Annotated in this window: 23 protein-coding genes; 12 read left to right on the top strand and 11 right to left on the bottom strand. The window is 58.1% G+C overall.

Going from position 1 to position 26747, the window contains the following annotated elements; all coding sequences use genetic code 11:
- Positions 1-60: 60 nt before the first annotated feature.
- The 6 genes from ygjK to ebgR form a co-directional block, all read right to left on the bottom strand.
- Positions 61-2406 carry an alpha-glucosidase gene (ygjK, locus tag VPX56_RS16065; protein WP_131634774.1) on the bottom strand — a complete coding sequence of 782 codons (2346 nt, stop codon included), beginning with the start codon at positions 2404-2406 and terminating at the stop codon, positions 61-63.
- A gap of 14 nt (positions 2407-2420) precedes the next feature.
- Positions 2421-3479, bottom strand: coding sequence for a protein YgjJ (gene ygjJ, locus VPX56_RS16060; RefSeq protein ID WP_326467597.1), 1059 nt, complete (start codon positions 3477-3479; stop codon positions 2421-2423).
- Positions 3480-3517: 38 nt separating this feature from the next.
- Positions 3518-4954 carry an amino acid permease gene (locus VPX56_RS16055; protein ID WP_131634776.1) on the bottom strand — a complete coding sequence of 479 codons (1437 nt, stop codon included), beginning with the start codon at positions 4952-4954 and terminating at the stop codon, positions 3518-3520.
- Between the two features lie 52 nt (positions 4955-5006).
- Complete coding sequence (locus tag VPX56_RS16050) at positions 5007-5456, bottom strand: beta-galactosidase subunit beta (RefSeq protein WP_326467594.1); 450 nt, start codon at positions 5454-5456, stop codon at positions 5007-5009.
- A complete protein-coding gene (ebgA, locus tag VPX56_RS16045) occupies positions 5453-8536 on the bottom strand; it encodes a beta-galactosidase subunit alpha (protein ID WP_326467592.1) in 3084 nt (1027 codons plus the stop codon). Before ebgA ends, VPX56_RS16050 begins: the two co-directional genes overlap by 4 nt.
- A 146-nt stretch (positions 8537-8682) precedes the next feature.
- On the bottom strand, positions 8683-9666 hold the full coding sequence (ebgR, locus tag VPX56_RS16040) for a transcriptional regulator EbgR (RefSeq protein WP_131634779.1): 984 nt from the start codon (positions 9664-9666) through the stop codon (positions 8683-8685).
- Positions 9667-9803: 137 nt separating this feature from the next.
- Between ebgR and VPX56_RS16035 the strand changes: the two genes are divergently transcribed.
- Positions 9804-10136, top strand: coding sequence for a tRNA-binding protein (locus VPX56_RS16035; protein WP_131634780.1), 333 nt, complete (start codon positions 9804-9806; stop codon positions 10134-10136).
- A gap of 71 nt (positions 10137-10207) precedes the next feature.
- Here VPX56_RS16035 and tkt read toward each other — a convergent pair whose 3' ends face one another.
- Together tkt and tal are read right to left on the bottom strand one after the other, a co-directional pair.
- Positions 10208-12196 (bottom strand): transketolase, encoded by a 1989-nt coding sequence (gene tkt, locus VPX56_RS16030; protein ID WP_131634781.1) that lies wholly within the window; start codon positions 12194-12196, stop codon positions 10208-10210.
- A gap of 19 nt (positions 12197-12215) precedes the next feature.
- Positions 12216-13166, bottom strand: a complete 951-nt coding sequence (tal, locus tag VPX56_RS16025; protein ID WP_131634782.1) for a transaldolase — start codon at positions 13164-13166, stop codon at positions 12216-12218.
- Positions 13167-13456: 290 nt separating this feature from the next.
- On the opposite strand from tal, the gene maeB reads away from it, so the two are divergent.
- Complete coding sequence (gene maeB / locus VPX56_RS16020; RefSeq protein WP_326467588.1) at positions 13457-15736, top strand: NADP-dependent oxaloacetate-decarboxylating malate dehydrogenase; 2280 nt, start codon at positions 13457-13459, stop codon at positions 15734-15736.
- A 117-nt stretch (positions 15737-15853) separates the two neighbouring features.
- On the opposite strand, the gene hemF is transcribed toward maeB, so the two are convergent.
- Together hemF and amiA are read right to left on the bottom strand one after the other, a co-directional pair.
- Complete coding sequence (hemF, locus tag VPX56_RS16015) at positions 15854-16753, bottom strand: oxygen-dependent coproporphyrinogen oxidase (protein ID WP_326467586.1); 900 nt, start codon at positions 16751-16753, stop codon at positions 15854-15856.
- Positions 16753-17628 (bottom strand): N-acetylmuramoyl-L-alanine amidase AmiA, encoded by an 876-nt coding sequence (gene amiA / locus VPX56_RS16010; RefSeq protein WP_131634786.1) that lies wholly within the window; start codon positions 17626-17628, stop codon positions 16753-16755. The genes hemF and amiA overlap by 1 nt, the downstream gene beginning before the upstream one ends.
- A 212-nt stretch (positions 17629-17840) precedes the next feature.
- Between amiA and VPX56_RS16005 the strand changes: the two genes are divergently transcribed.
- The 10 genes from VPX56_RS16005 (at position 17841) to pdxK (ending at position 26179) form a co-directional block, all read left to right on the top strand.
- On the top strand, positions 17841-18266 hold the full coding sequence (locus tag VPX56_RS16005; RefSeq protein WP_003861292.1) for a GNAT family acetyltransferase: 426 nt from the start codon (positions 17841-17843) through the stop codon (positions 18264-18266).
- The gene (locus VPX56_RS16000; RefSeq protein ID WP_326467584.1) at positions 18253-18702 is read left to right on the top strand and encodes a DUF2919 domain-containing protein; all 450 of its coding nucleotides are present in this window, start codon (positions 18253-18255) and stop codon (positions 18700-18702) included. The genes VPX56_RS16005 and VPX56_RS16000 overlap by 14 nt, the downstream gene beginning before the upstream one ends.
- 63 nt (positions 18703-18765) lie before the next feature.
- Positions 18766-19341: an RpoE-regulated lipoprotein gene (locus tag VPX56_RS15995; RefSeq protein WP_326467583.1), complete on the top strand. Its 576-nt coding sequence runs from the start codon at positions 18766-18768 to the stop codon at positions 19339-19341.
- A 92-nt stretch (positions 19342-19433) separates the two neighbouring features.
- Complete coding sequence (locus tag VPX56_RS15990) at positions 19434-20333, top strand: Dyp-type peroxidase (RefSeq protein WP_326467581.1); 900 nt, start codon at positions 19434-19436, stop codon at positions 20331-20333.
- Positions 20334-20506: 173 nt separating this feature from the next.
- On the top strand, positions 20507-21520 hold the full coding sequence (locus tag VPX56_RS15985; protein ID WP_263609796.1) for a sulfate ABC transporter substrate-binding protein: 1014 nt from the start codon (positions 20507-20509) through the stop codon (positions 21518-21520).
- Positions 21520-22353 (top strand): sulfate/thiosulfate ABC transporter permease CysT, encoded by an 834-nt coding sequence (gene cysT, locus VPX56_RS15980; RefSeq protein WP_326467579.1) that lies wholly within the window; start codon positions 21520-21522, stop codon positions 22351-22353. The genes VPX56_RS15985 and cysT overlap by 1 nt, the downstream gene beginning before the upstream one ends.
- Entirely contained in the window at positions 22353-23228 is an 876-nt protein-coding gene (gene cysW / locus VPX56_RS15975) for a sulfate/thiosulfate ABC transporter permease CysW (RefSeq protein ID WP_326467577.1), read from the top strand. Before cysT ends, cysW begins: the two co-directional genes overlap by 1 nt.
- Complete coding sequence (gene cysA / locus VPX56_RS15970; protein WP_263609798.1) at positions 23218-24312, top strand: sulfate/thiosulfate ABC transporter ATP-binding protein CysA; 1095 nt, start codon at positions 23218-23220, stop codon at positions 24310-24312. The genes cysW and cysA overlap by 11 nt, the downstream gene beginning before the upstream one ends.
- A 113-nt stretch (positions 24313-24425) precedes the next feature.
- Positions 24426-25337: a cysteine synthase CysM gene (gene cysM, locus VPX56_RS15965; RefSeq protein ID WP_326467574.1), complete on the top strand. Its 912-nt coding sequence runs from the start codon at positions 24426-24428 to the stop codon at positions 25335-25337.
- 5 nt (positions 25338-25342) lie between these two features.
- Positions 25343-26179 (top strand): pyridoxine/pyridoxal/pyridoxamine kinase, encoded by an 837-nt coding sequence (gene pdxK / locus VPX56_RS15960; RefSeq protein ID WP_326467572.1) that lies wholly within the window; start codon positions 25343-25345, stop codon positions 26177-26179.
- 44 nt (positions 26180-26223) lie between these two features.
- Here the strand turns inward: pdxK and crr are convergent, their stop codons facing one another.
- Positions 26224-26733, bottom strand: a complete 510-nt coding sequence (gene crr, locus VPX56_RS15955; RefSeq protein ID WP_003861316.1) for a PTS glucose transporter subunit IIA — start codon at positions 26731-26733, stop codon at positions 26224-26226.
- Between the last annotated feature and the right edge of the window lie 14 nt (positions 26734-26747).

Here is a 26747-nt window from a genome sequence, read left to right as displayed (position 1 = left end):
AAGCTCGAACCGTAGGCCGGGTAAACGATAGCGCCACCCGGCAAAGCAGACAGCTCCCCGTTACTGTTTACGGAAGAAGTCGTTATACAGCATGTAAAGATGCGCCGCGCTCCACGAGAAATTCGGCGCGCCTTGCTGCGCCCCGGTCAGCGGGTTGTAGTTTTCCTGAATCGGACCGTCGGACGTTAGCCCCTTCGCGTGCTTAAAGAAGGTCTCCGCCAGGGTTTGTGCCTGCTCACGGTAGCCATACCGCTCCATCCCTTTTAGCCCAAACCAGAACTGGTCGACCCAGACCCGGCCGCGCCAGTAGATATCCGGGCCGAATGCCGGATTGGTCAGCGCGGCGGTGCCGAGCGGCACATACGTGTTGAACTCTTTCGGATCGAGCATCACTTTTACCACCGCGTCAGCATGTTCCTGCGTGGCGGCCCCGTTAAACAGCGGCGACCAGCCTTCCGGCCCTTTCCCGCGCTCGACGATAGGCTTACCCGCACAGCCATTCGCCAGCGGCTTATCCTCGATACGAATGTCATAGTAAAAACCGCTCTTCGCATCGAACATGCAGGTATTGATGTAGGCCGCGAGCCTATCCGCCAGCTGGCGGTAGCGGCTGGCTTCCCGCTCTTTCCCCAGCAGGCTGGCCATTTGCGCCAGATAGTGATTGTCGCTGTACATATAGCTCGCCTGGTCGACGGACTCCTGCAGCAGCGAATAACCCAGCAGCTTGCCTTGTTTATCCCGGTTTTCGGCAAACTTCACCACCCAGTCGCTGCGCTTACCGCCGTTTTCGACGTATTTATCCAGCTGCGCTTTATCGATAAAACCGAATACGGCGGCGTCATCGCGCCCCGATTCCCACGAGGCCGCAACCTGCGCCGGGATCGCCAGGCTGTCGTAATGGCCCTTGTCGATGACTTTGGCATAATTCTTCAGGCCGGAAAGGGATTCCTCCTTATCGCCTTTTTTCACCGTAAAAAGCATGTCGCCGTTCGCGGTATTATGGGCCTTGTCGCGCGTCGCGCCGTACTCCGGCACGCCGTTTCCGTTGTGGTCGCGGTTGCGCAGCCACCAGTCGTGATAGGCGACCAGTTTTGGGTACATTTCCGCAAGCCAGGCTTTGTCCTGGGTTGTGTTGTACACCTCCATTACCGACCATGCGGCCAGGCTCGGCTTGGTGTTGCGTTCGTTCCAGTTGCCGCCGTCGCCCCCGCGTTCCGGGCTCAGGTTCCAGGCGATAAGATCCGGCACAAAGCCGGCATCCTGCGGGCGCACCGGATCGTCAGGTTTGATTTGCCACGAGAAGACCGCGCGGATGTTCTCTTTGGCGATATCCGGATTGAAGTGCGACATGGCGAATGCCTGTTTCCAGGTATCCCACGGCCAGGTCTGGTTGCCGGAGAACCAGCGTCCGGTGACGGACGGGGTTACGGTATTGTGCTTCACCGCGCCGCCCGGCGAGCGCCAGTTGCCGTTCAGCGTCTCAATGGCTTTCACCGCGACCCGGGTTTGCTCCGGCGTGGCATTGGGATTGGTTAAGCCTTTGTGCAGATAGTCCTCCCAGCGCTCCCGCGAGGCCGACATGTACGCGGCGGGGCGTGCCAGAATATCGCGGATCTGCACCTGCTCGCGCTTCACGTCATCGGCGTTCAGCAGATGGGAGTAGGTGGTATACAGCGTGGTGCTGCCCGTAACGTGCGCCCGGCTGGTAAAGCGATGCCCGTCGACCGTGGTGTCTGCTGGTATCGACTTGTGGATCTGGTATTCAGAGCTGCCGGAGGTGAGCAGATCCCAGGTCGAGCGCACCTTGCCGAAGGTGACCTTCAGGCCGTCACGCGTGGGGACTATGTTGCGCCGGTAATCCGGATACGCGCCGTCGATGGTCTTATCCGACAGCGGTTTGCCCTCTTTAGCCTCCAGCTTTTCCAGCAGTTCGCCGTCCCACACCAGCTCAAGGGGCGCGTTGCTGGTGATGCGGGTTTCCAGCAGCGAGGTGCGCGCGGTGGCGAAGCGCAGCGTCATGTCGATCTGCACCTCTTTCGCACTCAGCTTCTGAACCAGCGCGCCGGGCAGGCTGTAAGCCTCAAGGGTAAAATCGACTTTTTTACCGTCCCGGTAGACGGTGAGGCGGTCGAAATTGGTCGCCATAAAGTTGATGTACTCTTCGGTGAGCAGCGCTACGCCGGGAAATCCCCCCTGCGTTTGCGGCCCGTCCGGCAGCAGATGCCCATGCCAGGCACCCAAATCGAAAAAGGGATTAAAGCGCTGGTGGTCGTCATAATCGAAATCGTGCATGTATTCCGGCGCCCCGGTCCGGTTGATGACGTTTTTGAAGTCGGTCGCGGTGGCGGCGTGAGCAGAAAAGCTGAGCGCCAGCGCGCAGGCCAGCGGTGTAAGGCTGAATTTCATGATGGAAGATCCTTTTACCAGTAGAAGTATTGCATCAGGAAAACCTGGTCACTTGGGTCACCAGAGGCATTTTTCATGTAGAAACGGCTGTCGGCGGCGGTGGCAAAGCGTCCGTTGCCGTACTCGTACCAGATACCAAACTGCATAAACGACGTGGTTTCGTCGGCAGCATTGTCCGGACGATGCTTCGCGTAGCTGTAGGCGGTGGAGAGATAAACCCCTTTCAGGGCTTCCACCATGGCGCTGACCATATAGCCGGTTTCGGTGCCTGAGACGTCCTTTCCGCTGGCGCGTCCGGTGTGATGCCAGGCGCGCGCCGCCAGATTAGGCGACAGAATGCCGGTCAAAAAGAGTTGCCCGGTTCCATCGGTGACTTCAAGGCCGTTCATCCAGGTCACGTCCTTTACGATGTCATACTGGATGTAGCCGTTGGCCATTGCCGGATAGGTATATTTGTCGTCATAGCGATCGTATTTGCCAAAATGCAGCCAGGCTTTACCCTCATCGTGATGGCCTGCAGGCGTCGCGGTAACGCTGTAGCGCAGGTTGCCCGAGAGATTCTGCACCTTGAGCGCATACATAATGTCGCGGGTGTTGGGTATCACGTAGCCTAAATCCGGTGTGAAATCGCCCCACCACTGCAGGTCGTCGAGAGAGGAGTCCTGACGCAGGCTGAGCATGATTTCGGTGCTGTTATCGGTTTTGTACCCGCCGTAAAGGCGGTTAAGCCCGCCTTCAAATCCGCCCCAGCCGTGGTCAGGCACCCAGGCGTTCCCCTGATGGTCGGCCTGAACCGTCCAGCCTTCCCCGTAAATCAGGCCGAACCAGTTCCCGTGCTTCATTTCCAGGCCACCTTCAATGTAGGTGCCATCGCTGTATTTATGTTTATCCTGGCCTTCTACATCCATATATCCACCGACGCCCATCTCGCCATAAAAACGGAAGGACGGCGAGGTGATTTCCGGCGTTCGGGTATCGTCGCGTTCGGCTGGCCGGACGTCTTCTGCGGCAAATGCGGGGCAGCAGAAAGAGAGGGCGGCAAGCGCCCCAAGGGTTTTATCTTTTATTTTCATGCACTCATCCCAAAGAGAGAATATCCATTACTTCACCGTCAGTGAATATTTGACGCAGGTGATGCTTCTATTTGTTGTTGTTCTTTTGATAATCCCTTTACGTATTTGCTGTATTTCCACCAGGCAAATCCGAGGAATAAAACAATGCCGCCGACGTTGTAGAAAATTATCGTCAGAATATTGGCACCGGTCGGGAAGGTAGAGGCCACAAAGCCAATGGCGAATATTACAATCAGCATTGATACCACCACTATGCCCGTGGTGCGGGAGCCCATTTTGAAATCGCGCGGCAGGTGATCGAGTTTGCGGCGCAGGTTAAGGTAGGCCAGCATGATGAACAGCGGCGGCAGCATCGAGGCGGCGGCGGTCATGTTGATGACGGTATTCATCAGATCCTGCGCGGTGTTCGAGCCCAGGGTCGGGATGATCATGAGCGGGATGACAATCAGATACTGGAACCATGCCGCGCGCGCCGGGACGCCGTTTTCGTTCAGCGCTACGGTCTTTGGCCCAAAAATGCCGGTCGGGATTTCAGAGAAGAAGATTTTGACCGGGGTCGCCGTCCACATCAGCAGGGAGCCAAACATTGCGGTAAAGGAAACCAGCCCGACAAAGCGGTTCATCAGCACTTCCGGCAGGCCAAACCACACCGCCAGACCGTGGAAGACCTGCACCGAGCCGCCGGTGTATTTCAGCTCTTTGCTGCTGATAAAGACGTTAATCAGCACCGAGGAGATGGAGTACAGCACGCCGATGAAAATCCCTGCCAGGATAATCACCTTCACGAAGGATTTTGAGCCGCCCTTCACGTCGTTAACGTACACCGCGACGGACTCCGCGCCCCCGGCGGCCATGAATATCCAGGTTGTGATGCCGAGGAACGCCCAGTTAACGTTCGGGATCATCGCATCGACGGTAATCGGGTCGGCCGGCTGCACGCCGCCCATCAGCGCTGCACCGGCCAGCAGAATATAGGAGAGGGTTAGCAGCAGCATCAGCGTGGACGTAACGGAGGTAATCGGCCCCAGCATTTTCGCCCCGTTGGTGGACACCCAGGTCGAGAAGGCGAACAGCACCATGCTCAGCACCGTGGTGGCAAACGGCGTGAGAATGTACTCATACCCCAAAAAGGCATAAGAGGCGTAGGCGATGACGCGCGGCAATAGCGAGGTGAAAAAGAACAGGTTTACGAACCAGTAGGTGTAGGCGGTAATAAACGCCCAGCGCCCGCCAAGCGAACTTTTCACCCAGGCGTACACCCCGGCTTCGGAGTTTTTATTCAGCGAGACAAACTCCGCGATAATCAAGCAGAACGGAATGAAGTAGAACAGGGTGGCTAAAAAGAACATCGGCGCCGAGGCGAGGCCCAGCTCGATATTATTGTTGATAACGTTGTTAAAACTGAATACGGCGGCAAACGTCAGCGACAGCAGGCCGAATTTGCCGATGGTATTACGCTTGGTGGTTTCAGACATAACGTTTCTCCGGGTACGAGGATAGCGGTGCTTCATTGGCACCGCGGATTTTTTATTTGTTATGGAAATAACCGTCTTCGATGGTCACATTGAGAATGACTTTTTTAACCGCCTCCTCGCTGATGAAGCGATAGGCCTCGTGATTCTCACAAATCACTATCTGCCCCTCGCGCACCTGCTCGGTAAGGCCCACGCCTTTCAGGTATTCGCGGTCGGTTTCATCCCGGTAGCACTCCACCACCTGCAGGGCTTCTTTTGCGCCGTACTCGATTTTTTGCGCGCCCTGCAGGTAGTAATGCACCTCGAAATAGCGGCGATGGCCGACGAACAGCGCGTCCGTGCTGGCATCATGGGTCACGCGGTAGGCCAGCGAATCGCCAATCGAGTGGGCAACGCCGGGCTGAATGGCGTCGATGTTGTTAATGGCCTCTACGCAGCGCTGCCATTTGCGCCCCGCGCGGTAAAGTTTCTGGAACTGTTCCAGGCTGTCGAGAACGATCATTTGTCTGCCTCGCTGAGCGAATTCATGGAGAAGAAACCGGTGCCGAACGGCTGGTGCGCCAGCGCCTGCGCGGCGTTCAGGCCACCTTCGAACGGGAGCAGGGTAAAGCCGTAGCGGAACGGTCTGAACCAGACGCGCCAGGAATCCAGCACTTCGCTTCCCCAGGAGTTAGAGCCTAAACCCAGCACCTGACTATCGAGGTTGAGGGTGATGTCATCGCAGCGACGCAGTTCGTTGCAGTGCTGCGCGGCGTGGATGTTTTCTGCCGTATAGTGCCAGGCGCTGAAGTGAATGGGCCGTTCAGGCACCACCAGCAGGCCGCTGCCGTGGCGGTTGGCGAGCGTTGCCCAGCGCACCTGCTGGCGGTTGCCGTTGTTCTGCGGGAACGGATAGTTTTCAAACATGTCGTCCACCGTGGTATGCCACAGATCGACGATGCTGGCCTGCTGGCTGTCCGGGTAGTTCTCTCCGGGGCCGCGTCCGTAGTAGCTCACCCGATCAAACTCGCCGTTGATGCCGAGGGTAAAGCCGATGCACGGGATGATGTGCGGGTAATCACCGTAGCGTTCGCCGCTCAGCTCAACGTTGATTTGCCCGTCGGCGGCAATGCGCCAGCGGTAGGTGCAGCGCATGCCAAAATCAAATACCGGCGGGGCAATCAGGGTGTGGGTCGTCACGATCACCGCATCGTCCAGCTGCTCGACCGCAAAGCCGCGCAGATGCTCCTGCATAATCTGCAGGTGGTTCGGCTGCCACAGCCCCTCATACTCCTGCTTGTGGTTATCAATCATCGGCTTGAAGAAGTTAATCTTCGGCTCGCGGGTGATATGTTCCTCGCCGTTAACCTGCCAGGCGCTCAGTTTCCCCGTCACTTTTGAGAAATGCGCGCGGAAATTGTGCCCGGTGACGGTGCAGCTCAGCCGATCCTCTTCCAGTTTGAGCGGCGCGGCACTGGTGTTGAGTAAGGGTAAGGCGCGTGCGGTTCGCGCCTTTAACAGGAACTGGTACACCGCGATCTCGTGCCCGGCTTCGCTGTAGCGCGTGCGGCTGTTTTTGCTGATGCGCACGGTCAGGAACGCTTCGCGCTCGTCGAGTTCCGGCACGTTCAGGCTCACGCGGCGGGCGCTGTTGGGGGCCAGCCCGGCAATCGTCAGCGGCTGGCTGTGCAGCGTTTCGCCTTCGGCACGCACCTCAACCAGCAGGGTGTAATCATCCAGCGTGGTGAACCAGAGGCGGTTTTCAACGTGCAGCTCGCCGTTCTGCCAGCGCAGCTTGACCGGGGCAATCACCTGCTTGTATTCGCGCAGGCCCGGACCCGGCGTTTGATCGGAGTAGATCAGCCCGTCGAGGCAGAAGTTGTAGTTGTTCGGGTAATCACCAAAGTCGCCGCCGTAGGCGTAGTAGGTACTGCCGCTGGCGTCCGTTGCCTGAATGCCGTGATCGCACCACTCCCAGACGTAGTGCCCCTGAATGCAGTCGTGGCGATCGAAGACGTTTTGATACTCGGTTAAGCCGCCGGGGCCGTTGCCCATCGCGTGGGCGTATTCGCAGATAATGCGCGGCTTAGGGTGCGGAAACTCGCCGAATAGGTTCATCAGCGGCACGCGGGTGTACATGGTGGAGATGATATCCACCACCTCGGCGTCGCGATCTTCTTCGTAATGCAGCAGGCGCGTGTCGTCCAGCGCTTTTGCCGCCCGCGCCATGGCGCGGATATTGCAGCCGTAGCCGGACTCGTTTCCAAGCGACCAGATAATGATTGATGGATGGTTTTTCTGGGCGTGGATGTGGCGCTCGATGCGCTCAACGTAGACATGCTCCCATGCAGGATCGTCCGTGATGCGGCTCAGATCGCCGACGTTGGCAAAGCCGTGAGACTCCACATCCGTCTCCGCCATCACGAACAGGCCGTAGATGTCGCACAGCTCGTAGAAGCGCGGATCGTTCGGGTAGTGGGCGGTGCGTACAGAGTTGATGTTGTGCTGCTTCATCAGGATCAGGTCGCGCTCCACGCGATCCATGCCTACCGCGCGGCCTTTCTGGTGATCGTTGTCGTGGCGGTTTACGCCGTGCAGCTTCAGGTAGTGATTGTTAACGTAGAACAGACCGCCGCGCACCCTGATGTCGCGAAAACCAATACGCTGCGGGATAACCTCCAGCGTTTGCCCGTTCGCATCTTTTAGCGTTACTACCAGATGGTAGAGATAGGGCGATTCCGCAGACCACTGCCGAGGCTGTTTGACCTCAATGCTAAAGGCGGTTTCCGCGCTGTGCGTGACGGAAAGGCTGCCGGCTGTGCCCTGATGAAGCACCGCTTCGCCGTCGTAGAGGGCATACTCCAGCGATACGGCTGATGCGTGCGGGGCCAGGTTTTCCAGCTCAAGCTGACAGAAGAGGGTGGCGTCTTTGTAGGCGTCGTCAAAGGTGGTTTTGATCGTCAGGTCGCGCACGTGGGCCTGATTTTTGCCGATCAGATAGACGTCGCGGAAAATGCCCGCCGTCCACCACATGTCCTGATCTTCAATGTAGGTCGAATCCGCCCACTGCATCACCCGCACGCACAGCAGGTTTTGCCCGCCGTGCACTGCGTCAGAGATATCAAACTCGGCGGTCAGCCGGCTGCCTTTGCTAAAGCCAATGTAGCGGCCATTCACGTAGACTTCGAAATAGGTTTCAACCCCGTCAAACTTGATGAGGGTCTGCTTATCCTGCCAGCCGTCCGAGAGCGTGAAGTAGCGCTGATACGCCCCGGTTGGATTATCCGTAGGCACCCACGGCACGTCTACCGGGAAGGGAAAGCCTTCGTCGGTGTACTGCAGGCTGCCGTGGCCCTCCATCTGCCACATGCCTGGCACGGCGATATCGCCCCAGTCCGTCATGTACCGTGACGTGAAGTCCTCCGGTACCAGCAGCGGGTTAGTGAAAAAACGAAAATTCCACCGGCCGCTTAGCGACAAAAAGCGGCTGCTGGCCTCGCGGGCAAAGGTGCGCGCCTGGGCGACGGTATCATAAGAGAAGAAATACGCGCGCGGCGGGAGCCGGTTCTCGTGCGTAAGTTGAATATTTTCCCAGCGATTCATGCGATCTCCCTGTAGGGGTAAAACATCATTGCTGGGGATTTTAGTAAATATTTTACTAAATAAAATCAGTAAAACTGATTTGCTTTAACTCGATCACGAAATAAAAAAATGCCGGGCATGCCCGGCAGAGAAATTGAGGAGGGATATTAGCGCGTGGTGCCGCGCAGTTTTAGCACGCTAGGCACGAAGACTTGCAGCGGCAGCGCCCGGCCATCGCGGGATTTTTCCAGCAGCAGGTTAACGCCCTGGCTGCCCATCATTTCGGAGTGAATGCGCACCGTGGAGAGCGGCGGGAAGGTGAAGCGGGCGGTCGGGATATCGTTGACGCTAATGAGTGAAATATCCTGAGGGATGGAAAGCCCCTTCTCGTGGATCGCGCGCAATACGCCGATGGCTATCGAGTCGGATGCCACAAACAGCGCAGCGGGCCAGCTTTCCTGCGCCAGCATCGTTTTTGCCAGCTCGTAACCGGAGGAGCTGGAAAAACCGCCGCGCCAGATATCCTGTTCTGAGACCACGCCCTTCAGCTTACCGTACTCGACAAAGGCCGCTTCGCGGATATCGGCTTTGCCGGGTTCATCCTCTCCGCCAATAAAACCTATGCGCTTAACGTTCTGAGCGATAAAGAAATCAATGATTTGTTTGCTGATCCGCGACAGGTCAATGTCGACGGAATCGTACTCGCTGCCCGGTTCGTGAAAATCGATAAAGCAGATGTTATCCGTTAACGCCGTCGCAGCGCGCAGGACGGCGGAAGAGGGCTTGCCCACAATCAACACGCCGGTGAGTTTTTTCCCTTCCGGCAGGGTAGCATTGGCGTAGCAGTTGCTTAGCTCAACGCCGAGCTTTTCACACTGCGTCTCAATGCCGTGGCGGATGGCAAGGTAGTAAGGGTCGTTAATTTCCAGCTCTTGCTGGTAGCTATAGAGTGCCAGAATGTGCTGCTGACCCACCGCGGCAGACTGCATTTTGCGGGACGTTGTGCTCTTATATTCCAGCTTTTCAGCGATCTCCAGAATGCGGTGTTTGGTCTCTTCTTTTACGTTCAACGTTGGGTCATCGTTTAAAACCCGGGATACCGTCGCCAGCGAAACGCCAGCCTCCGTCGCGATGTCTTTGAGCGTTGCCATGTTTGTCCTTATTCCCCACGTGATAACCCATTGTAAAGGATGAGCCAGGACATGCATCAGTTTTTACTAAATATCCTGCCCATTGCTTCCCGCAAATACCGTGCTAATATTTAGTAAAATTTTACTAAGGAGAGAGTATGGACACGATTGCCTATGATGACTTTGCAAAGCTGGAGATCCGCACGGGAAAAATAATCGACGTTAAGCGTCACGCCAACGCCGATAAGCTCTACATCGCGCAGATCGAGGTGGGCGGCAAAACGCTGCAAACGGTCACCAGCCTGGTGCCTTACTACCGGGAGGAGGAGCTGATGGGGAAAACGGTGGTGGTGCTGTGCAATCTGGCGAAAGCCAAAATGCGCGGCGAAACGTCCGAATGCATGCTGCTCTGTGCGGAAACCGATGACGCCAGCGAAAGCGTGCTGTTAACGCCGGAGCGGGCGATGGCGGCGGGTATACGGGTGGTATAAAAAAGGGTGGCAAAGCCACCCAATTTTGTAGGCCGGGTAAGCGACAGCGCCACCCGGCAGCGCAGGCCGCACTAGATCACGCTCAGCGCCTTCTCCACCACGTTCTCAACGGTAAAGCCGAAGTACGGGAACAGCTTGTCGGCAGGCGCCGATTCACCGTAGCCGCGCATCCCGACGATGGCCCCTTTTAGCCCGACGTACTTGTACCAGTAGTCGGCAATCCCGGCCTCTACCGCCACGCGCGCCGCGACGTTAGAAGGCAGAACCGATTCCCGGTACGCCTCGTCCTGCGCGTCGAAGATGTCCGTGGAAGGCAATGACACCACGCGCACCGCGTGACCTTCGGCGGTCAGCTTTTCCGCTGCTTTAACGGCGATCTCGATTTCGGAGCCGGTGGCAATCAGGATCACGTCCGGCTTGCCGCCGCTGTCTTTCAGGATGTAACCACCGCGGGCGATGTTTTTCACCTGCTCCGGCGTGCGCTCAATCTGCGCCAGGTTCTGACGCGACAGGATCAGCGCGGTCGGTCCGTTATGACGCTCCACCGCCAGCTTCCAGCCCACTGCGGCCTCTACCTGATCGCACGGACGCCAGGTGCTGAAGTTCGGCGTCAGGCGCAGGCTTGCCAGCTGCTCGACGGCCTGGTGCGTTGGCCCATCCTCGCCCAGCCCGATGGAATCGTGGGTATACACCATAATCTGCCGCGCCTTCATCAGCGCCGCCATGCGCGCCGCGTTTCGGGCGTACTCGACGAACATCAGGAAGGTGGCGGTATAGGGCACAAATCCGCCGTGGTGGGCGATGCCGTTGGCAATAGCCGTCATGCCAAACTCGCGCACGCCGTAGTGGATGTAGTTCCCGGCTATATCCTCTTTCAGCGATTTTGAGCCGGACCAGATGGTCAGGTTGCTCGGGGCAAGGTCAGCAGAGCCGCCCAGCAGTTCCGGCAGGATAGGGCCGATCGCGTTGAGGGTGTTTTGCGACGCCTTGCGGGTGGCAATTTTCGCCGGGTTGGACTGGAGATCTTCAATCAATGCCTGGGTTTTCGCTTCCCAATCCTCTGGCAGACCCCCGCTCATGCGGCGGGAAAACTCGGCGGCCAGATCCGGATGCGCTTTCTTATAGGCGGCAAACTTCTCGTTCCAGCTATGCTGGGCCTTCTCGCCCTCTTCACGCGCGTCCCACGCCCGGTAGATCTCCTTCGGAATTTCAAAGGCAGGATATTTCCAGCCCAGCTTCTGGCGGGTCAGCGCCACTTCCTCTTCACCCAGCGCCGCGCCGTGCGCCTCTTCTTTGCCCGCCTTGTTCGGGGAGCCAAAGCCGATGGTGGTGCGGCAGATAATCAGGGACGGTTTGTCCTTCACGCTCTGCGCTTCCTGAATCGCTCTCTTCACCGCCTCCGGGTCGTGCCCGTCGATCTCATGCACCACGTGCCAGTGGTAGGCCTCAAAGCGTTTTGCCGTGTCGTCGGTAAACCAGCCTTCGGTTTCCCCGTCGATAGAGATGCCGTTGTGATCGTAAAAGCCGATCAGCTTGCCCAGCCCCAGCGTGCCTGCCAGCGAGCAGACCTCGTGGGAAATCCCCTCCATCAGGCAGCCGTCACCCATAAACACGTAGGTGTAATGATCGACAATCTCATGTTCCGGCTGGTTAAACTGCGCCGCCAGCGTGCGTTCGGCAATCGCCAGCCCGACCGCGTTGGCTAAGCCCTGACCCAGCGGCCCGGTGGTGGTTTCTACGCCGGGCGTATAGCCGATCTCCGGGTGGCCCGGCGTTTTGGAGTGCAGCTGGCGGAAGTTTTTAATCTCCTCAAGCGGCAGATCGTAGCCGGAGAGATGCAGCAGGCTGTAGAGCAGCATCGAGGCGTGGCCGTTAGAGAGAATAAAACGGTCGCGATCGTACCAGGTGGGATCGTTCGGGTTGTGCTTGAGGAAGTCGTTCCACAGCACTTCGGCAATGTCGGCCATGCCCATTGGGGCGCCGGGATGGCCGGAATTGGCTTTTTGCACGGCATCCATGCTGAGGGCGCGAATGGCGTTGGCTAGCTCTTTACGGGACATAGTTCACTCCGTGGCAAGGTTAAAGTTTGGCGGCGAGAAGGTCTTCAAGTTTGCGCTGATCGACGGCGAACTGGCGGATGCCGTCCGCCAGTTTCTCAACGGCCATTGCGTCCTGATTATGCTCCCAGCGGAACTCCGCTTCCGTCATGGCTTTGGGTTTTGGCAATACGGTAGAGGTCGGCACCAGCTTGCGGATCACCGTTTCGTCGCTCTCCTGCAGCTTTTTCAGCAGGTCAGGGGAGATGGTCAGACGATCGCATCCTGCCAGCGCCAGGATCTGCTCGGTGCGGCGGAAGCTCGCCCCCATTACGATGGTCTGGTAGCGGTGCTGTTTGAAGTAGTCGTAGATATTACGCACCGACTTCACGCCGGGATCTTCTTCCACCACGTAAGGGTCCATCGGCTGTTTGGCCTGATACCAGTCGTAAATGCGCCCAACGAAAGGCGAGATGAGGAACACGCCCGCTTCGGCGCAGGCGCGCGCCTGCGCAAAGGAGAACAGCAGCGTGAGGTTGCAGTGGATACCCTCTTTTTCCAGCACTTCCGCCGCGCGGATGCCTTCCCACGTCGATGCGAGCTTAATCAGAATGCGTGATTTATCGATCCCCTGCTCCTGGTAGAGTTCGACCAGGTGACGAGCTTTGTTAATACTTTTCTCCTGGTCGAACGAGAGGCGGGCGTCCACTTCGGTCGAGACGCGACCAGGAATGCTTTTCAGAATTTCCGCACCGAAATTGACCGCCAGCTTGTCGCTGGCCTCGGCGACCTGCTGCTCCTGCGTCTTGCCGCGTTGTTTACCGTAGGCAATGGCGTCATCAATCAGATGACTAAAATGGGCAAGCCCCGCTGCCTTTAGCAGCAGCGACGGGTTAGTGGTCGCATCTTCGGGCTGATAGTGCCGAATGGACTCGATATCGCCGCTGTCGGCGACCACGGTGGTGAATTGTTTGATGCCGTCTAGCTGGTTCATAAATAATTACTCCTTGGAAATAAAAGAGTTAGTCGAGTGCGTTAGTTCACACTTCTGCGAAAATCATGATGGACTTAACAAAAAAGCATAGCAGACGGGGGAGGCATTGCTTTCTGAGACGGGTAACATGGATGTTATAAATTGATAACAATTTTTGCTCCGCAATGGTGAGAGTTTGGCAGCCTTCAAAGTTTAGGGGGCCGCCTGCGGCGATACTATGCGGCACGCCAGGGTGTGCATAGGAACGTCAACATCACCCTTTTTGACCGATACGTGAAAGGAAAAATAAGATGGATGAGCAGTTGAAGCAGAGTGCCCTCGATTTTCACGAGTTTCCTGTCCCGGGTAAAATCCAGGTTTCCCCCACCAAGCCGCTGGCAACACAGCGCGATCTGGCGCTGGCCTACTCGCCGGGCGTAGCAGCCCCGTGTCTTGAGATCGAAAAAGACCCGCTCGCCGCCTATAAATACACCGCGCGCGGCAACCTGGTGGCGGTGATCTCTAACGGCACGGCGGTGCTGGGATTAGGTAATATCGGCGCGCTGGCCGGTAAGCCGGTGATGGAAGGGAAGGGCGTTCTGTTTAAGAAATTCGCCGGTATCGACGTGTTTGATATCGAAGTGGACGAACTCGATCCCGATAAATTCATCAACGTGGTGGCCGCGCTGGAGCCGACCTTCGGCGGCATCAACCTGGAAGACATCAAAGCGCCGGAATGTTTCTACATCGAGCAGAAGCTGCGCGAGCGCATGAACATTCCCGTGTTCCATGATGACCAGCACGGCACGGCGATCATCAGCACCGCCGCCATTCTCAACGGCCTGCGCGTGGTCGAGAAAAACCTCTCCGACGTGCGCATGGTGGTCTCCGGCGCGGGCGCGGCGGCGATTGCCTGTATGAACCTGCTGGTGGCGCTGGGGATGCAGAAACACAACATCGTGGTCTGCGATTCTAAGGGCGTGATCTATAAAGACCGCGAGCCGAACATGGCGGAAACCAAGGCGGCGTACGCGGTGGAAGACGACGGCAAACGCACGCTTGAGGAGGTGATTGACGGCGCGGATATCTTCCTCGGCTGCTCGGGTCCGAAGGTGCTGACCCAGGAGATGGTGAAGAAGATGGCGCGTGCGCCAATGATCCTGGCCCTGGCGAACCCGGAGCCGGAAATTCTGCCGCCGCTGGCGAAAGCGGTGCGTGAAGACGCCATCATATGTACCGGCCGTTCGGACTATCCGAACCAGGTGAATAACGTGCTTTGCTTCCCGTTCATCTTCCGCGGCGCGCTGGACGTTGGCGCAACGGCGATCAACGAAGAGATGAAGCTGGCGGCGGTTCACGCCATCGCCGAGCTGGCGCACGCCGAGCAGAGCGAAGTGGTGGCCTCCGCCTACGGCGATCAGGACCTGAGCTTTGGCCCGGACTACATTATTCCAAAACCGTTCGACCCGCGCCTGATTGTCAAAATTGCACCGGCGGTGGCGAAGGCGGCGATGGACTCCGGCGTGGCGACGCGTCCGATTCAGGACTTCGACGCCTACGTCGATAAGCTCACCGAGTTTGTCTACAAAACCAACCTGTTTATGAAGCCGATCTTCTCTCAGGCGCGCGCCGACGCGAAGCGCGTGGTGCTGGCGGAAGGGGAAGAGGCGCGCGTGCTGCACGCGACGCAGGAGCTGATCACCTTAGGCCTGGCGAAGCCGATCCTGATTGGTCGTCCGAGCGTGATTGAGATGCGTATCCAGAAGCTGGGGCTGCAGATCAAGCCGGGCGTAGACTTCGAGATCGTTAACAACGAATCCGATCCGCGCTTTAAGGAGTACTGGAACGAGTACTACGCGATCATGAAGCGCCGGGGGATCACCCAGGAGCAGGCGCAGAAAGCGGTCATCAGCAATACCACGGTGATCGGCGCGATCATGGTGCATCGCGGCGAAGCGGATGCGCTGATCTGCGGCACCATCGGCGATTACCACGAGCACTTTAGCGTGGTGCAGGAGATCTTCGGCTATCGCGAAGGCGTTCATACCGCCGGTGCGATGAACGCGCTGCTGCTGCCGAGCGGCAACACCTTTATTGCCGATACCTACGTCAACGACGATCCGACCCCGGAACAGCTGGCGGAGATCGCCGTGATGGCGGCGGAAACCGTGCGTCGCTTTGGCATTGAGCCGAAGGTGGCGCTGCTGTCGCACTCTAACTTCGGTTCGTCTAAATCCCCGGCGGCCTGCAAAATGCGTCAGACGCTGGAGCTGGTGCGCGAGCGTGCGCCGGAGCTGATGATTGACGGCGAGATGCACGGCGATGCCGCGCTGGTGGAGAGCATCCGTAATGAGCGCATGCCGGACAGCCCGCTGAAAGGCTCGGCGAACGTGCTGATCATGCCAAACGTGGAGGCGGCGCGTATCAGCTATAACCTGCTGCGCGTCTCCAGTTCTGAAGGGGTAACCGTGGGGCCGGTGCTGATGGGCGTGGCGAAGCCGGTGCATGTGCTAACGCCGATTGCGTCTGTGCGTCGTATCGTGAACATGGTGGCGCTGGCGGTGGTTGAGGCGCAGACGCAGCCATTGTAATTAACCCTACCCCTCACCCTAACCCTCTCCCCTGAGGGGAGAGGGGACTGCTCCGAGCCGTCTTTTCACCCTCGCCCCTTTGGGGAGAGGGCCGGGGTAAGGGGTAAGGGTCAAGGGTTACACCCAGTCCCGAACCTGAATAAACTCTCTCAAGGCAGCCTCCGGACTGCCTTCTTTTGGTTCGTAGCTGTATTCCCAGCGCACCAGCGGCGGCATCGACATCAGAATCGACTCCGTGCGTCCGCCGGTCTGCAGGCCGAACAGCGTCCCGCGATCCCACACCAGGTTAAACTCCACGTACCGTCCGCGGCGGTAAAGCTGGAACTCACGCTCGCGCACGCCGTAGTCGGTGTCTTTGCGGCGCTCAACGATGGGCAGGTACGCGTCGGTGTAGCCTTCACCCACCGCGCGCATAAAGCTGAACGCGGTATCAAAATCGGGCGTGTTGAGATCGTCAAAGAACAGCCCGCCGATGCCGCGCTGCTCGTCCCGGTGCTTCAGGTAGAAATAGTCATCGCACCATTTTTTAAATTTCGGGTAGACGTCCTCGCCAAACGGCAGGCAAATGTCTCGCGCGGTGGTGTGCCAGTGCACGGCGTCCTCTTCGAAGCCGTAGTAGGGCGTGAGGTCAAAACCGCCGCCAAACCACCAGACCGGATCGGCGCCGGGCTTTTCCGCTATGAAAAAGCGCACGTTGGCGTGGCTGGTCGGCACAAACGGGCTGTGAGGATGCACCACCAGCGAGACGCCCATCGCCTCGAAGCTGCGGCCTGCCAGCTCAGGGCGATGCGCCGTTGCAGACGCAGGCATCGCGTCGCCGTGAACGTGGGAAAAATTCACGCCCGCCTGCTCGAAGATGCCGCCGTTGCGCAGCACGCGGCTGCGGCCGCCGCCGCCCGCTTCGCGCTGCCAGCTATCTTCCTGGAATTCACCGCCGTCTGCGGCGGCCAGTTTTTGGCAAATGTCATCCTGCAGCTGCAGCAGGAAAGTTTTGACCAGCTGTGCATTGGGTTTCATTAACGTTTCCTGGAGTGCGCTTTCTGGTTATCGAACCAGTTGAAGTAGCTGATGATACCGGAGGCAATCGCGTTGGCGATCTTCTGGCGAAACGCCGTGGTGCCGAGCAGACGCTCCTCTTCCGGGTTGGTGATAAAGGAGGTTTCCACCAGCACCGACGGAATCGACGGGGATTTCAGCACCACAAACGCCGCCTGTTCCGTGCCTTTACTGTGCAGGCGGTGCACCGGCTTAATCTTCTTCAGAATATGCGACCCGAGCGTCAGGCTGTTCTTGATGGTGTCCGTCTGCACGAGGTCAAACAGCACCTGCTGCAGCAGATGGTCTTTGTCGGTGGCTTTCTTCCCGGCGACTTCATCCGCGCGGTTTTCGCGGTCGGAGAGGTATTTTGCCATGGCGCTACTGGCGCCGCGGTTGGAAAGCGCAAACACCGACGCGCCCGCCGCCGACGGGTTGGTAAAGCCGTCGGCGTGAATCGACATAAACAGATCCGCGCCGTGCTTATGGGCAATCTCCACGCGGTCGTACAGCGGAATGAAGGTGTCGCCAGAGCGCGTCAGGCGGGCGTCAATGCCGTTGCTGCGTAAAATCGATCGCACATTTTTTGCAATCGCCAGCACGACGTGTTTTTCTTTCGAACCGTTTCTGCCGATGGCGCCGGTATCAATGCCGCCGTGGCCCGGGTCGAGCATCACCAGGCGCTTCGCCCCCGGCTTCCTGGCTTTGGGTTTACTGTGTCCGTTACTGGTTTTAAGCGTGCTCTCGTCTTTAGCCTGAGCCTGCTTAGCGATGCCCGTTAACGTTAAGGCCGCCAGCCCCGCTTTGAGAACCTGACGACGCGATGTGAGTGCTTTTAATGGTTTGAATGTGCTCATGCGGCCTGAATAGTAAAAATTGCGATCCTGGTGTTATATCGTATCGTGATTACCGTTACGACAGTCCTTATTGATAATTGTTTTACTTTTCATTTCAATACGTGACAAAGTGACATTATGCCAAATTTTGGCGAGATTTTCCCCGGTTATTGGCTAAACGCGCGGTTCACGCCATAATCACTGTTTTTAAACCCGAAAAGGCGGTTAATACCATGGAGATACGCGTTTTTCGCCAGGAAGATTTCGAAGAGGTGATCACCCTTTGGGAGCGCTGCGATCTGCTGCGTCCGTGGAACGACCCGGAAATGGACATCGAGCGTAAGGTGAATCACGACGTTAGCCTGTTTCTGGTCGCAGAAGTCAACGGCGAGGTGGTCGGAACGGTGATGGGCGGTTACGACGGCCACCGCGGTTCGGCCTATTATCTGGGCGTTCACCCGGAATACCGGGCGCGCGGCATTGCTAACGCGCTGCTCAATCGTCTTGAAAAGAAACTCATCGCCCGCGGCTGCCCGAAAATCCAGATCATGGTGCGGGAAGATAACGACGTGGTGCTGGGGATGTATGAACGTCTGGGCTACGAGCACGCCGACGTGCTGACCCTGGGTAAGCGCCTGATCGAAGATGAAGAGTACTGAAATTCACCCGGCAGACTATGACGCGCAGGGCCGCGTCAGGCTGCCTTTTCTGTTCTGGTGCGTACTCCTGCTGCAGGCCCGCACCTGGGTGCTGTTCGTGATGGCCGGGGCGTCGCGCGGGCAGGGCGACACGCTGCTGAACCTCTTCTATCCCGATCACGATGCGTTCTGGCTTGGTTTACTGCCGGGCATTCCGGCCGTAATGGCGTTTTTGGTCAGCGGACGGCGGCATCTTATCCCGCGCTTATGGGCCGCGCTTCGCTGGCTGCTGATCCTGGCCCAGATTGCGCTGCTCTTCTGGCAGCCGGTTCTCTGGTGGCGCGGTGAGCCGCTTACGGGCATCGGCATTGCGCTGGTGGTGGCGGATATCGTGGCGCTGCTGTGGCTGCTCACTAACCCGCGTCTGCGCGCCTGTTTTACGCATCAGGATGATTAATCCGGCACTTTTTGCCGATGCCGCACTCCAACAAGCGTTGATTTAACAAGAAAGGACGTTTCAATGAAATCGCTGCGTTTACTTTTATGCGCTCTCCCGCTGGCGTTGACCGGCTGTTCGACGCTCTCTTCCATCAACTGGTCTGCTGCGTATCCGTGGAACTGGTTTGGTTCTTCCATCGAAGTGACCGAGCAGGGCGTAGGAAAAATTACCGCCTCAACGGCGCTCGATCAGGACGCCATTCAGGACGCCCTGAGCAGCGACTACCGGCTGCGCAGCGGCATGAAAACGGAGAATGGCAATATTGTGCGTTATTACGAAGCGCTGAAGGGCGACACGCTTGCGCTGGTGATTAACGGCGATAAAGGCACGGTAAACCGTATCGCGGTGATGGATGAAGACATTCCAACCGCCAGCGGCGTGAAGGTGGGTACGCCGTTTGGCGATCTCTATAAGCAGGCGTTCGGCAACTGCACCAGCGTGCCGTCGGACGACAAGGTGGCGGTAGAATGTAAGGCTGAAGGCAGCCAGCATATCTCCTACCTGTTCACCGGCGAGTGGAGCGGCCCGGAGGGGCTAATGCCGTCCGACGACACGCTGAAAAACTGGAAAGTGAGCAAAATAATCTGGAAGCAGTAATTTGCGCCTGAACAAACCGCCTCGCTGAAATCCGGGTATAATAGCCGCCATCAATGCCACGCTGACGTGGCATCTTTATTTCAGGAGGAGCGATGTCTCAGGTTCAGAGCGGCATTTTGCCAGAACATTGCCGCGCGGCGATTTGGATTGAAGCCAATGTAAAAGGGGACGTGGATGCCCTGCGTGCGGCCAGTAAAGTTTTCGTGGATAAACTGGCCACCTTCCAGGCCAAATTCCCGGAAGCTCACCTTGGCGCCGTTGTTGCCTTTGGCAATAACGTCTGGCGTCAGCTGAGCGGTGGGGAAGGGGCGGAAGAGTTAAAAGACTTCATCCCTTACGGCAAGGGCCTTGCGCCAGCCAACCAGTACGACGTGCTGATCCATATTCTTTCTCTGCGTCACGACGTGAACTTCTCCGTTGCTCAGGCGGCGGTTGAGGCCTTTGGCGACAGCATCGAGGTGCAGGAAGAGGTTCACGGTTTCCGCTGGGTTGAAGAGCGCGATCTGAGCGGCTTCGTCGACGGAACGGAAAACCCGGCGGGTGAAGAGACGCGTCGCGACGTGGCGGTGATCAAAGACGGCGTGGACGCGGGCGGCAGCTACGTGTTCGTGCAGCGCTGGGAGCACAACCTCAAGCAGCTTAACCGCATGAGCGTGCATGACCAGGAGATGATGATTGGCCGAACCAAAGACGCCAACGAAGAGATCGACGGCGACGACCGTCCCGTTACCTCTCACCTGACCCGCGTTGATCTGAAAGAAGACGGCAAAGGGCTGAAGATTGTCCGCCAGAGCCTGCCGTACGGCACGGCAAGCGGCACGCACGGCCTTTACTTCTGCGCCTACTGCGCGCGCCTGTATAACATTGAGCAGCAGCTGCTGAGCATGTTCGGCGATACCGACGGCAAGCGCGACGCCATGCTGCGCTTCACCAAACCGGTGACCGGCGGCTACTATTTCGCGCCGTCCGTAGAGCGCCTGCTGGCGCTGTAATGGCCTTTCTCCCTCTCCCTGTGGGAGAGGGCCGGGGTGAGGGCATCAGGCCGCACCCCTTATTCCCTTTTCTGCTTCTAAATCACCAAACGGTATATAAAACCGTTACTCCTTTCGACCTCGTTATAAATATTATGACCATAAGATAGTCATCACATTTATAAGGGTGCGCAATGGCCGTTACTGTACTGAAAAAAGGATCTCTGGCGCTGGCAGGTTTACTGCTGGTGGCACAGGCGCAGGCAACCGAGCTGTTGAACAGTTCCTATGACGTCTCCCGCGAGCTGTTTGCCGCCCTTAACCCGCAGTTTGAACAGCAGTGGGCGAAAGATAACAACGGTGACAAGCTGACCATCAAGCAGTCCCACGCCGGCTCGTCCAAGCAGGCGCTGGCGATCCTGCAGGGGCTGAAGGCCGACGTGGTAACCTACAACCAGGTGACCGACGTGCAGATCCTGCACGACAAAGGCAAGCTGATCCCGGCGGACTGGCAGAGCCGGCTGCCCAACAACAGCTCGCCGTTCTACTCCACCATGGGCTTCCTGGTGCGTAAGGGCAACCCGAAGAATATCCACGACTGGAACGACCTGGTGCGTTCTGACGTGAAGCTGATTTTCCCGAATCCGAAAACCTCCGGCAACGCGCGCTATACCTATCTGGCGGCGTGGGGCGCGGCGGATAAAGCTGACGGTAACGATAAAGCGAAGACCGAGCAGTTCATGACCCAGTTCCTGAAAAACGTCGAGGTGTTTGATACCGGCGGCCGCGGCGCAACCACCACCTTCGCCGAGCGCGGCCTGGGCGACGTGCTGATCAGCTTCGAGTCGGAAGTGAATAACATCCGTAAACAGTATGAAGCGCAGGGCTTCGAGGTCGTTATCCCGAAAACCAATATCCTGGCCGAGTTCCCGGTGGCGTGGGTGGATAAAAACGTACAGGCAAACGGTACCGAGAAGGCGGCGAAAGCCTACCTGAACTATCTGTATAGCCCGCAGGCGCAGACCGTGATCACCGATTATTACTATCGCGTCAACAACCCGGACGTGATGAATAAACTTAAAGACAAATTCCCGCAGACCGACCTGTTCCGCGTGGAAGACCATTTTGGCGCCTGGCCTGAGGTGATGAAAACGCATTTTGCCAGCGGCGGCGAGCTGGACAAACTGCTGGCGGCGGGGCGTAAGTAATGTTTGCAGTGTCCTCCAGACGCGTGCTGCCGGGCTTTACCCTAAGCCTCGGGACCAGCCTGCTGTTCGTCTGTCTGATTTTGTTGTTACCGCTCAGCGCGCTGGTGGTCCAGATCTCTGAAATGAGCTGGGCGCAGTATTGGGTCGTGGTCACCAACCCGCAGGTGGTGGCGGCCTATAAGGTCACGCTGCTGTCGGCGTTTGTGGCCTCGATCTTCAACGGCGTCTTCGGCCTGCTGATGGCGTGGATCTTAACCCGCTATCGCTTCCCGGGCCGCACGCTGCTCGATGCGTTAATGGATTTGCCGTTTGCGCTGCCGACGGCGGTGGCGGGCTTAACGCTGGCGTCGCTGTTCTCGGTGAACGGCTTTTACGGCGAATGGCTGGCGAAGTTTGATATCAAAGTGACCTACACCTGGCTCGGTATCGCAGTGGCGATGGCCTTTACCAGCATTCCGTTTGTGGTGCGTACCGTGCAGCCGGTGCTGGAAGAGCTCGGTCCGGAATACGAAGAAGCAGCGGAAACGCTGGGCGCCACGCGCTGGCAGAGCTTCCGCAAGGTTGTCCTGCCAGAGCTCTCTCCGGCACTGCTGGCGGGCGTGGCGCTGTCGTTTACCCGTAGCCTCGGCGAGTTCGGGGCCGTTATTTTCATCGCGGGGAATATCGCGTGGAAAACGGAAGTGACCTCGCTGATGATTTTCGTCCGGTTGCAGGAGTTTGATTATCCGGCGGCGAGCGCGATTGCCTCGGTGATCCTGGCCGCGTCGCTGCTGCTGCTGTTCTCAATTAACACTCTGCAAAGTCGCTTTGGTCGACGCGTGGTAGGTCATTAATGGCGGAAGTGACGCAGTTGAAGCGCTATGACGCACCCCGTATTAACTGGGGAAAATGGTTTCTGATTGGCACCGGGGTACTGGTTTCGGCGTTTATCCTCGTGGTGCCGATGGTGTACATCTTTGTTCAGGCCTTCAGCAAAGGGATCATGCCCGCGCTGCAAAACCTGGCCGATCCGGACATGCTGCACGCCATCTGGCTGACGGTAATGATTGCCCTGATTACCGTGCCGGTGAACCTGGTCTTTGGCGTGCTGCTGGCCTGGCTGGTGACGCGCTTTAATTTCCCGGGCCGCCAGCTGCTGTTGACCCTGCTTGATATTCCTTTTGCGGTATCGCCGGTGGTCGCGGGTCTGGTTTACCTGCTCTTTTACGGCTCCAACGGCCCGCTGGGCGGCTGGCTGGACGAACACAACCTGCAGATCATGTTCGCCTGGCCGGGCATGGTGCTGGTGACGGTCTTTGTGACCTGTCCGTTCGTGGTGCGCGAGCTGGTGCCGGTGATGCTAAGCCAGGGGAGTAACGAAGACGAAGCCGCGGTGTTGCTGGGCGCATCCGGCTGGCAGATGTTCCGGCGCGTGACGCTGCCGAACATCCGCTGGGCGCTGCTTTACGGCGTGGTGCTGACTAACGCCCGCGCGATTGGCGAGTTCGGGGCCGTGTCGGTGGTATCCGGTTCCATTCGTGGTGAAACGCTGTCGTTGCCGCTGCAGATTGAGCTGCTACAGCAGGACTACAACACCATCGGCTCCTTTACTGCCGCAGCGTTGCTGACGCTGATGGCCATTTTGACCCTGTTTTTGAAGAGTGTGGTGCAGTGGCGTTTAGAGAATCAGGAAAAACGTCAGCATCAGGAGGGAAATCATGAGCATTGAGATTGCCAATATTAAGAAGTCTTTTGGTCGCACCCAGGTGCTGAATGATATCTCGCTGGATATCCCTTCCGGACAAATGGTAGCGCTGCTGGGGCCGTCCGGCTCGGGCAAAACCACGCTGCTGCGTATTATCGCCGGGCTTGAGCATCAGACCAGCGGACATATCCGCTTTCACGGTACCGACGTAAGCCGCCTGCATGCCCGGGACCGTAAGGTTGGCTTTGTGTTCCAGCACTACGCGCTGTTCCGCCATATGACCGTGTTCGACAACATTGCGTTTGGCCTGACCGTACTGCCGCGTCGCGAGCGCCCGGATGCGGCAGCCATTAAGGCGAAAGTAACCAAACTGCTGGAGATGGTGCAGCTTGCCCATCTGGCGGACCGTTTTCCTGCGCAGCTTTCCGGCGGGCAGAAGCAGCGCGTGGCGCTGGCGCGCGCGCTGGCCGTTGAGCCGCAAATTCTGCTGCTGGACGAACCCTTCGGCGCGCTGGACGCCCAGGTGCGTAAAGAGCTTCGCCGCTGGCTGCGCCAGCTGCATGAGGAGCTGAAGTTTACCAGCGTCTTCGTGACCCACGATCAGGAAGAGGCGATGGAAGTTGCGGATCGCGTGGTGGTGATGAGCCAGGGCAACATCGAGCAGGTGGACGAGCCTGAGCAGCTCTGGCGTGAACCGGCCACCCGCTTCGTGCTGGAGTTTATGGGCGAGGTGAACCGTCTGCAGGGCACCATTCGCGGCGGCCAGTTCCACGTCGGCGCGCACCGCTGGCCGCTGGGCTACACCTCGGCGCATCAGGGTCCGGTCGATCTGTTCCTGCGTCCGTGGGAAGTGGACGTGAGCCGCCGAACCAGCCTGGATTCACCGCTGCCGGTGCAGGTGCTGGAAGCTAGCCCTAAAGGCCACTATACCCAATTGGTGGTACAGCCGCTGGGCTGGTATACCGAGCCGCTGACCGTGGTGATGCGCGACGACGTGCCGCCGCACCGGGGCGAGCGTCTGTTTGTTGGGCTGCAGCATGCCCGCATTTATCACGGCAACGAGCGTATCGAGACGCGCGAGGATATTGCTCTGGCGGAGTCAGCCTGATAGGTTAGGATTACGTAGTTTTGCCGGGTGGCGCTGCGCTTACCCGGCCTACAATATGACGTCTGTAGGCCCGGTAAGCGAAGCGCCACCGGGCTTTTTATTGGACAGCGATCATGAATACATTAGAACACACCATCGGCAATACTCCTCTGGTCAAGCTTCAGCGCATGGGGCCGGACAACGGCAGCGAAATCTGGGTCAAACTCGAAGGCAACAACCCGGCGGGCTCGGTGAAAGACCGCGCGGCGCTGTCGATGATTGTCCAGGCCGAAAAGCGCGGCGAGATAAAACCGGGCGACGTGCTGATTGAAGCGACCAGCGGCAACACCGGTATTGCGCTGGCGATGATTGCCGCGCTGAAGGGCTACCGCATGAAGCTGCTGATGCCGGACAACATGAGCCAGGAGCGCCGCGCCGCGATGCGTGCCTACGGGGCCGAGCTGATTCTGGTGACCAAAGAGCAGGGGATGGAAGGCGCGCGCGATCTGGCGTTAGAAATGGCCGAACGCGGCGAAGGTAAACTCCTCGATCAGTTTAATAATCCCGATAACCCCTACGCGCACTACACCACGACCGGGCCGGAAATCTGGCAGCAAACCGACGGGCGTATCACCCACTTTGTCTCCAGCATGGGCACTACGGGCACCATTACCGGCGTATCGCGTTTTCTGCGCGAGCAGGACAAAGCGGTGACGATTGTTGGCCTGCAGCCGGAAGAGGGAAGCAGCATTCCCGGCATTCGCCGCTGGCCTGCAGAGTACATGCCGGGCATTTTTAATGCGCAGCTTGTGGACCAGGTGCTGGATCTTCACCAGCGCGAGGCGGAAAATACCATGCGTGAGCTGGCCGTGCGTGAAGGTATCTTCTGCGGCGTCAGCTCGGGCGGCGCGGTAGCGGGTGCGATTCGGGTGGCGAAGGCCAATCCGGGTTCGGTGGTGGTGGCGATTATTTGCGATCGCGGCGATCGCTACCTGTCTACCGGGGTGTTTGGTGAAGAGAGTTATTCGCAGGGGGCGGGGATTTAAGCGTCATGGAGATGATTTTATTCCGGGATAAAACCCGGGCGCAGCAAACCGATATTGTCGCGGTGCAGTCGCAGGTGGTGTACGGCAGCGTGGGGAACAGCATCGCGGTGCCCAATATTCGCACCCATCAGCTGAACGTCACGGCGGTGCCGACGGTCCTGTTCAGCAACACGCCGCACTACGATACCTTCTACGGCGGGGTGATCCCCGACGAGTGGTTCAGCGGCTACCTGAAGGCGCTGGAAGAGCGCGAGATTTTACGCGAGCTGAAGGCGGTGACGACGGGCTATATGGGGAGCGCTAGCCAGATCGCGCTGTTGGCGCAGTGGATTAAGGCGGTCAAAATGCAGCATCCTGACCTGCCGGTGCTGGTCGACCCGGTCATCGGCGATATCGACAGCGGCATGTACGTGAAGCCTGATATCCCGGATGCCTATCGGGAACATCTGCTGCCGCTGGCGCAGGGCATTACGCCGAACGTCTATGAGCTTGAGGTGTTAAGCGGTAAGCCGTGCCGAACGCCTGAAAGCGCCATTGCCGCCGCGCAGGGACTGCTCTCTGACTCGCTGAAATGGGTGGCGATCACCAGCGCGCCGGTCGCCGACGCCCCGGAAAATATCCACGTGGTGCTGGTGACCAAAGAGGGCGTCACGGTGAGCGCGCACCCGCGGGTTGAAACCGATCTGAAGGGGACGGGCGATCTGTTCTGCTCGGAGCTGGTAAGCGGCATCGTCGAAGGGAAAACCGTTGCGGATGCCATTCGTCGTGCGGGAGACCGCGTCACCGAGGTGATGGTCTACACGCATGAAAAAGGCTATGACGAGCTTATTCTGCCGGCATAAACAAAAATGGCGCCCGAAGGCGCCATTTCTTTGTGCGGCAAGAATTACTTCTTGATGCGGATAACCGGGGTTTCACCCACGGTCACGCTGCCGGACAGTTTGATCAGTTCTTTGATTTCGTCCATGTTGGAGATAACAACCGGCGTCAGGGTAGACTTGGCTTTTTCTTCCAGCAGTGGCAAATCGAATTCAATCACCGGGTCGCCAACTTTAACGCGCTGGCCTTCTTCCGCGATACGCTTGAAGCCTTCGCCTTTCAGTTCAACGGTGTCGATACCGAAGTGAACGAACAGCTCGATACCGCTATCAGATTCGATAGAGAACGCATGGTTGGTTTCAAAAATTTTACCGATGGTGCCGTCAACTGGAGCAACCATTTTGTTGCCAGTTGGTTTGATAGCAATGCCATCACCAACGATTTTCTCAGCAAACACTACATCCGGCACGTCTTCAATGTTGACGATCTCGCCAGAGAGCGGAGCAACAATCTCAATAGTTCCGGAGTCTTTTTTATCATCAGAAACCAGAGATTTCAGTTTATCGAACAAACCCATGATCTTCTCCTAAG

The sequence above is a fragment of the Enterobacter wuhouensis genome, from assembly GCF_035835995.1.
Taxonomy (GTDB): Bacteria; Pseudomonadota; Gammaproteobacteria; order Enterobacterales; family Enterobacteriaceae; genus Enterobacter; species Enterobacter wuhouensis.
The sequence above is the reverse complement of the archived record's forward strand: the minus strand, read 5'-3'. Positions and strand labels throughout refer to the sequence as shown.

Bases quoted from the DNA above. Each gene is read 5' to 3' on its own strand.
- ygjK (WP_131634774.1), bottom strand. From the start codon at position 2,406: ATGAAATTCAGCCTTACACCGCTGGCCTGCGCGCTGGCGCTCAGCTTT.
- ygjJ (WP_326467597.1), bottom strand. From the start codon at position 3,479: ATGAAAATAAAAGATAAAACCCTTGGGGCGCTTGCCGCCCTCTCTTTC.
- VPX56_RS16055 (WP_131634776.1), bottom strand. From the start codon at position 4,954: ATGTCTGAAACCACCAAGCGTAATACCATCGGCAAATTCGGCCTGCTG.
- VPX56_RS16050 (WP_326467594.1), bottom strand. From the start codon at position 5,456: ATGATCGTTCTCGACAGCCTGGAACAGTTCCAGAAACTTTACCGCGCG.
- ebgA (WP_326467592.1), bottom strand. From the start codon at position 8,536: ATGAATCGCTGGGAAAATATTCAACTTACGCACGAGAACCGGCTCCCG.
- ebgR (WP_131634779.1), bottom strand. From the start codon at position 9,666: ATGGCAACGCTCAAAGACATCGCGACGGAGGCTGGCGTTTCGCTGGCG.
- VPX56_RS16035 (WP_131634780.1), top strand. From the start codon at position 9,804: ATGGACACGATTGCCTATGATGACTTTGCAAAGCTGGAGATCCGCACG.
- tkt (WP_131634781.1), bottom strand. From the start codon at position 12,196: ATGTCCCGTAAAGAGCTAGCCAACGCCATTCGCGCCCTCAGCATGGAT.
- tal (WP_131634782.1), bottom strand. From the start codon at position 13,166: ATGAACCAGCTAGACGGCATCAAACAATTCACCACCGTGGTCGCCGAC.
- maeB (WP_326467588.1), top strand. From the start codon at position 13,457: ATGGATGAGCAGTTGAAGCAGAGTGCCCTCGATTTTCACGAGTTTCCT.
- hemF (WP_326467586.1), bottom strand. From the start codon at position 16,753: ATGAAACCCAATGCACAGCTGGTCAAAACTTTCCTGCTGCAGCTGCAG.
- amiA (WP_131634786.1), bottom strand. From the start codon at position 17,628: ATGAGCACATTCAAACCATTAAAAGCACTCACATCGCGTCGTCAGGTT.
- VPX56_RS16005 (WP_003861292.1), top strand. From the start codon at position 17,841: ATGGAGATACGCGTTTTTCGCCAGGAAGATTTCGAAGAGGTGATCACC.
- VPX56_RS16000 (WP_326467584.1), top strand. From the start codon at position 18,253: ATGAAGAGTACTGAAATTCACCCGGCAGACTATGACGCGCAGGGCCGC.
- VPX56_RS15995 (WP_326467583.1), top strand. From the start codon at position 18,766: ATGAAATCGCTGCGTTTACTTTTATGCGCTCTCCCGCTGGCGTTGACC.
- VPX56_RS15990 (WP_326467581.1), top strand. From the start codon at position 19,434: ATGTCTCAGGTTCAGAGCGGCATTTTGCCAGAACATTGCCGCGCGGCG.
- VPX56_RS15985 (WP_263609796.1), top strand. From the start codon at position 20,507: ATGGCCGTTACTGTACTGAAAAAAGGATCTCTGGCGCTGGCAGGTTTA.
- cysT (WP_326467579.1), top strand. From the start codon at position 21,520: ATGTTTGCAGTGTCCTCCAGACGCGTGCTGCCGGGCTTTACCCTAAGC.
- cysW (WP_326467577.1), top strand. From the start codon at position 22,353: ATGGCGGAAGTGACGCAGTTGAAGCGCTATGACGCACCCCGTATTAAC.
- cysA (WP_263609798.1), top strand. From the start codon at position 23,218: ATGAGCATTGAGATTGCCAATATTAAGAAGTCTTTTGGTCGCACCCAG.
- cysM (WP_326467574.1), top strand. From the start codon at position 24,426: ATGAATACATTAGAACACACCATCGGCAATACTCCTCTGGTCAAGCTT.
- pdxK (WP_326467572.1), top strand. From the start codon at position 25,343: ATGGAGATGATTTTATTCCGGGATAAAACCCGGGCGCAGCAAACCGAT.
- crr (WP_003861316.1), bottom strand. From the start codon at position 26,733: ATGGGTTTGTTCGATAAACTGAAATCTCTGGTTTCTGATGATAAAAAA.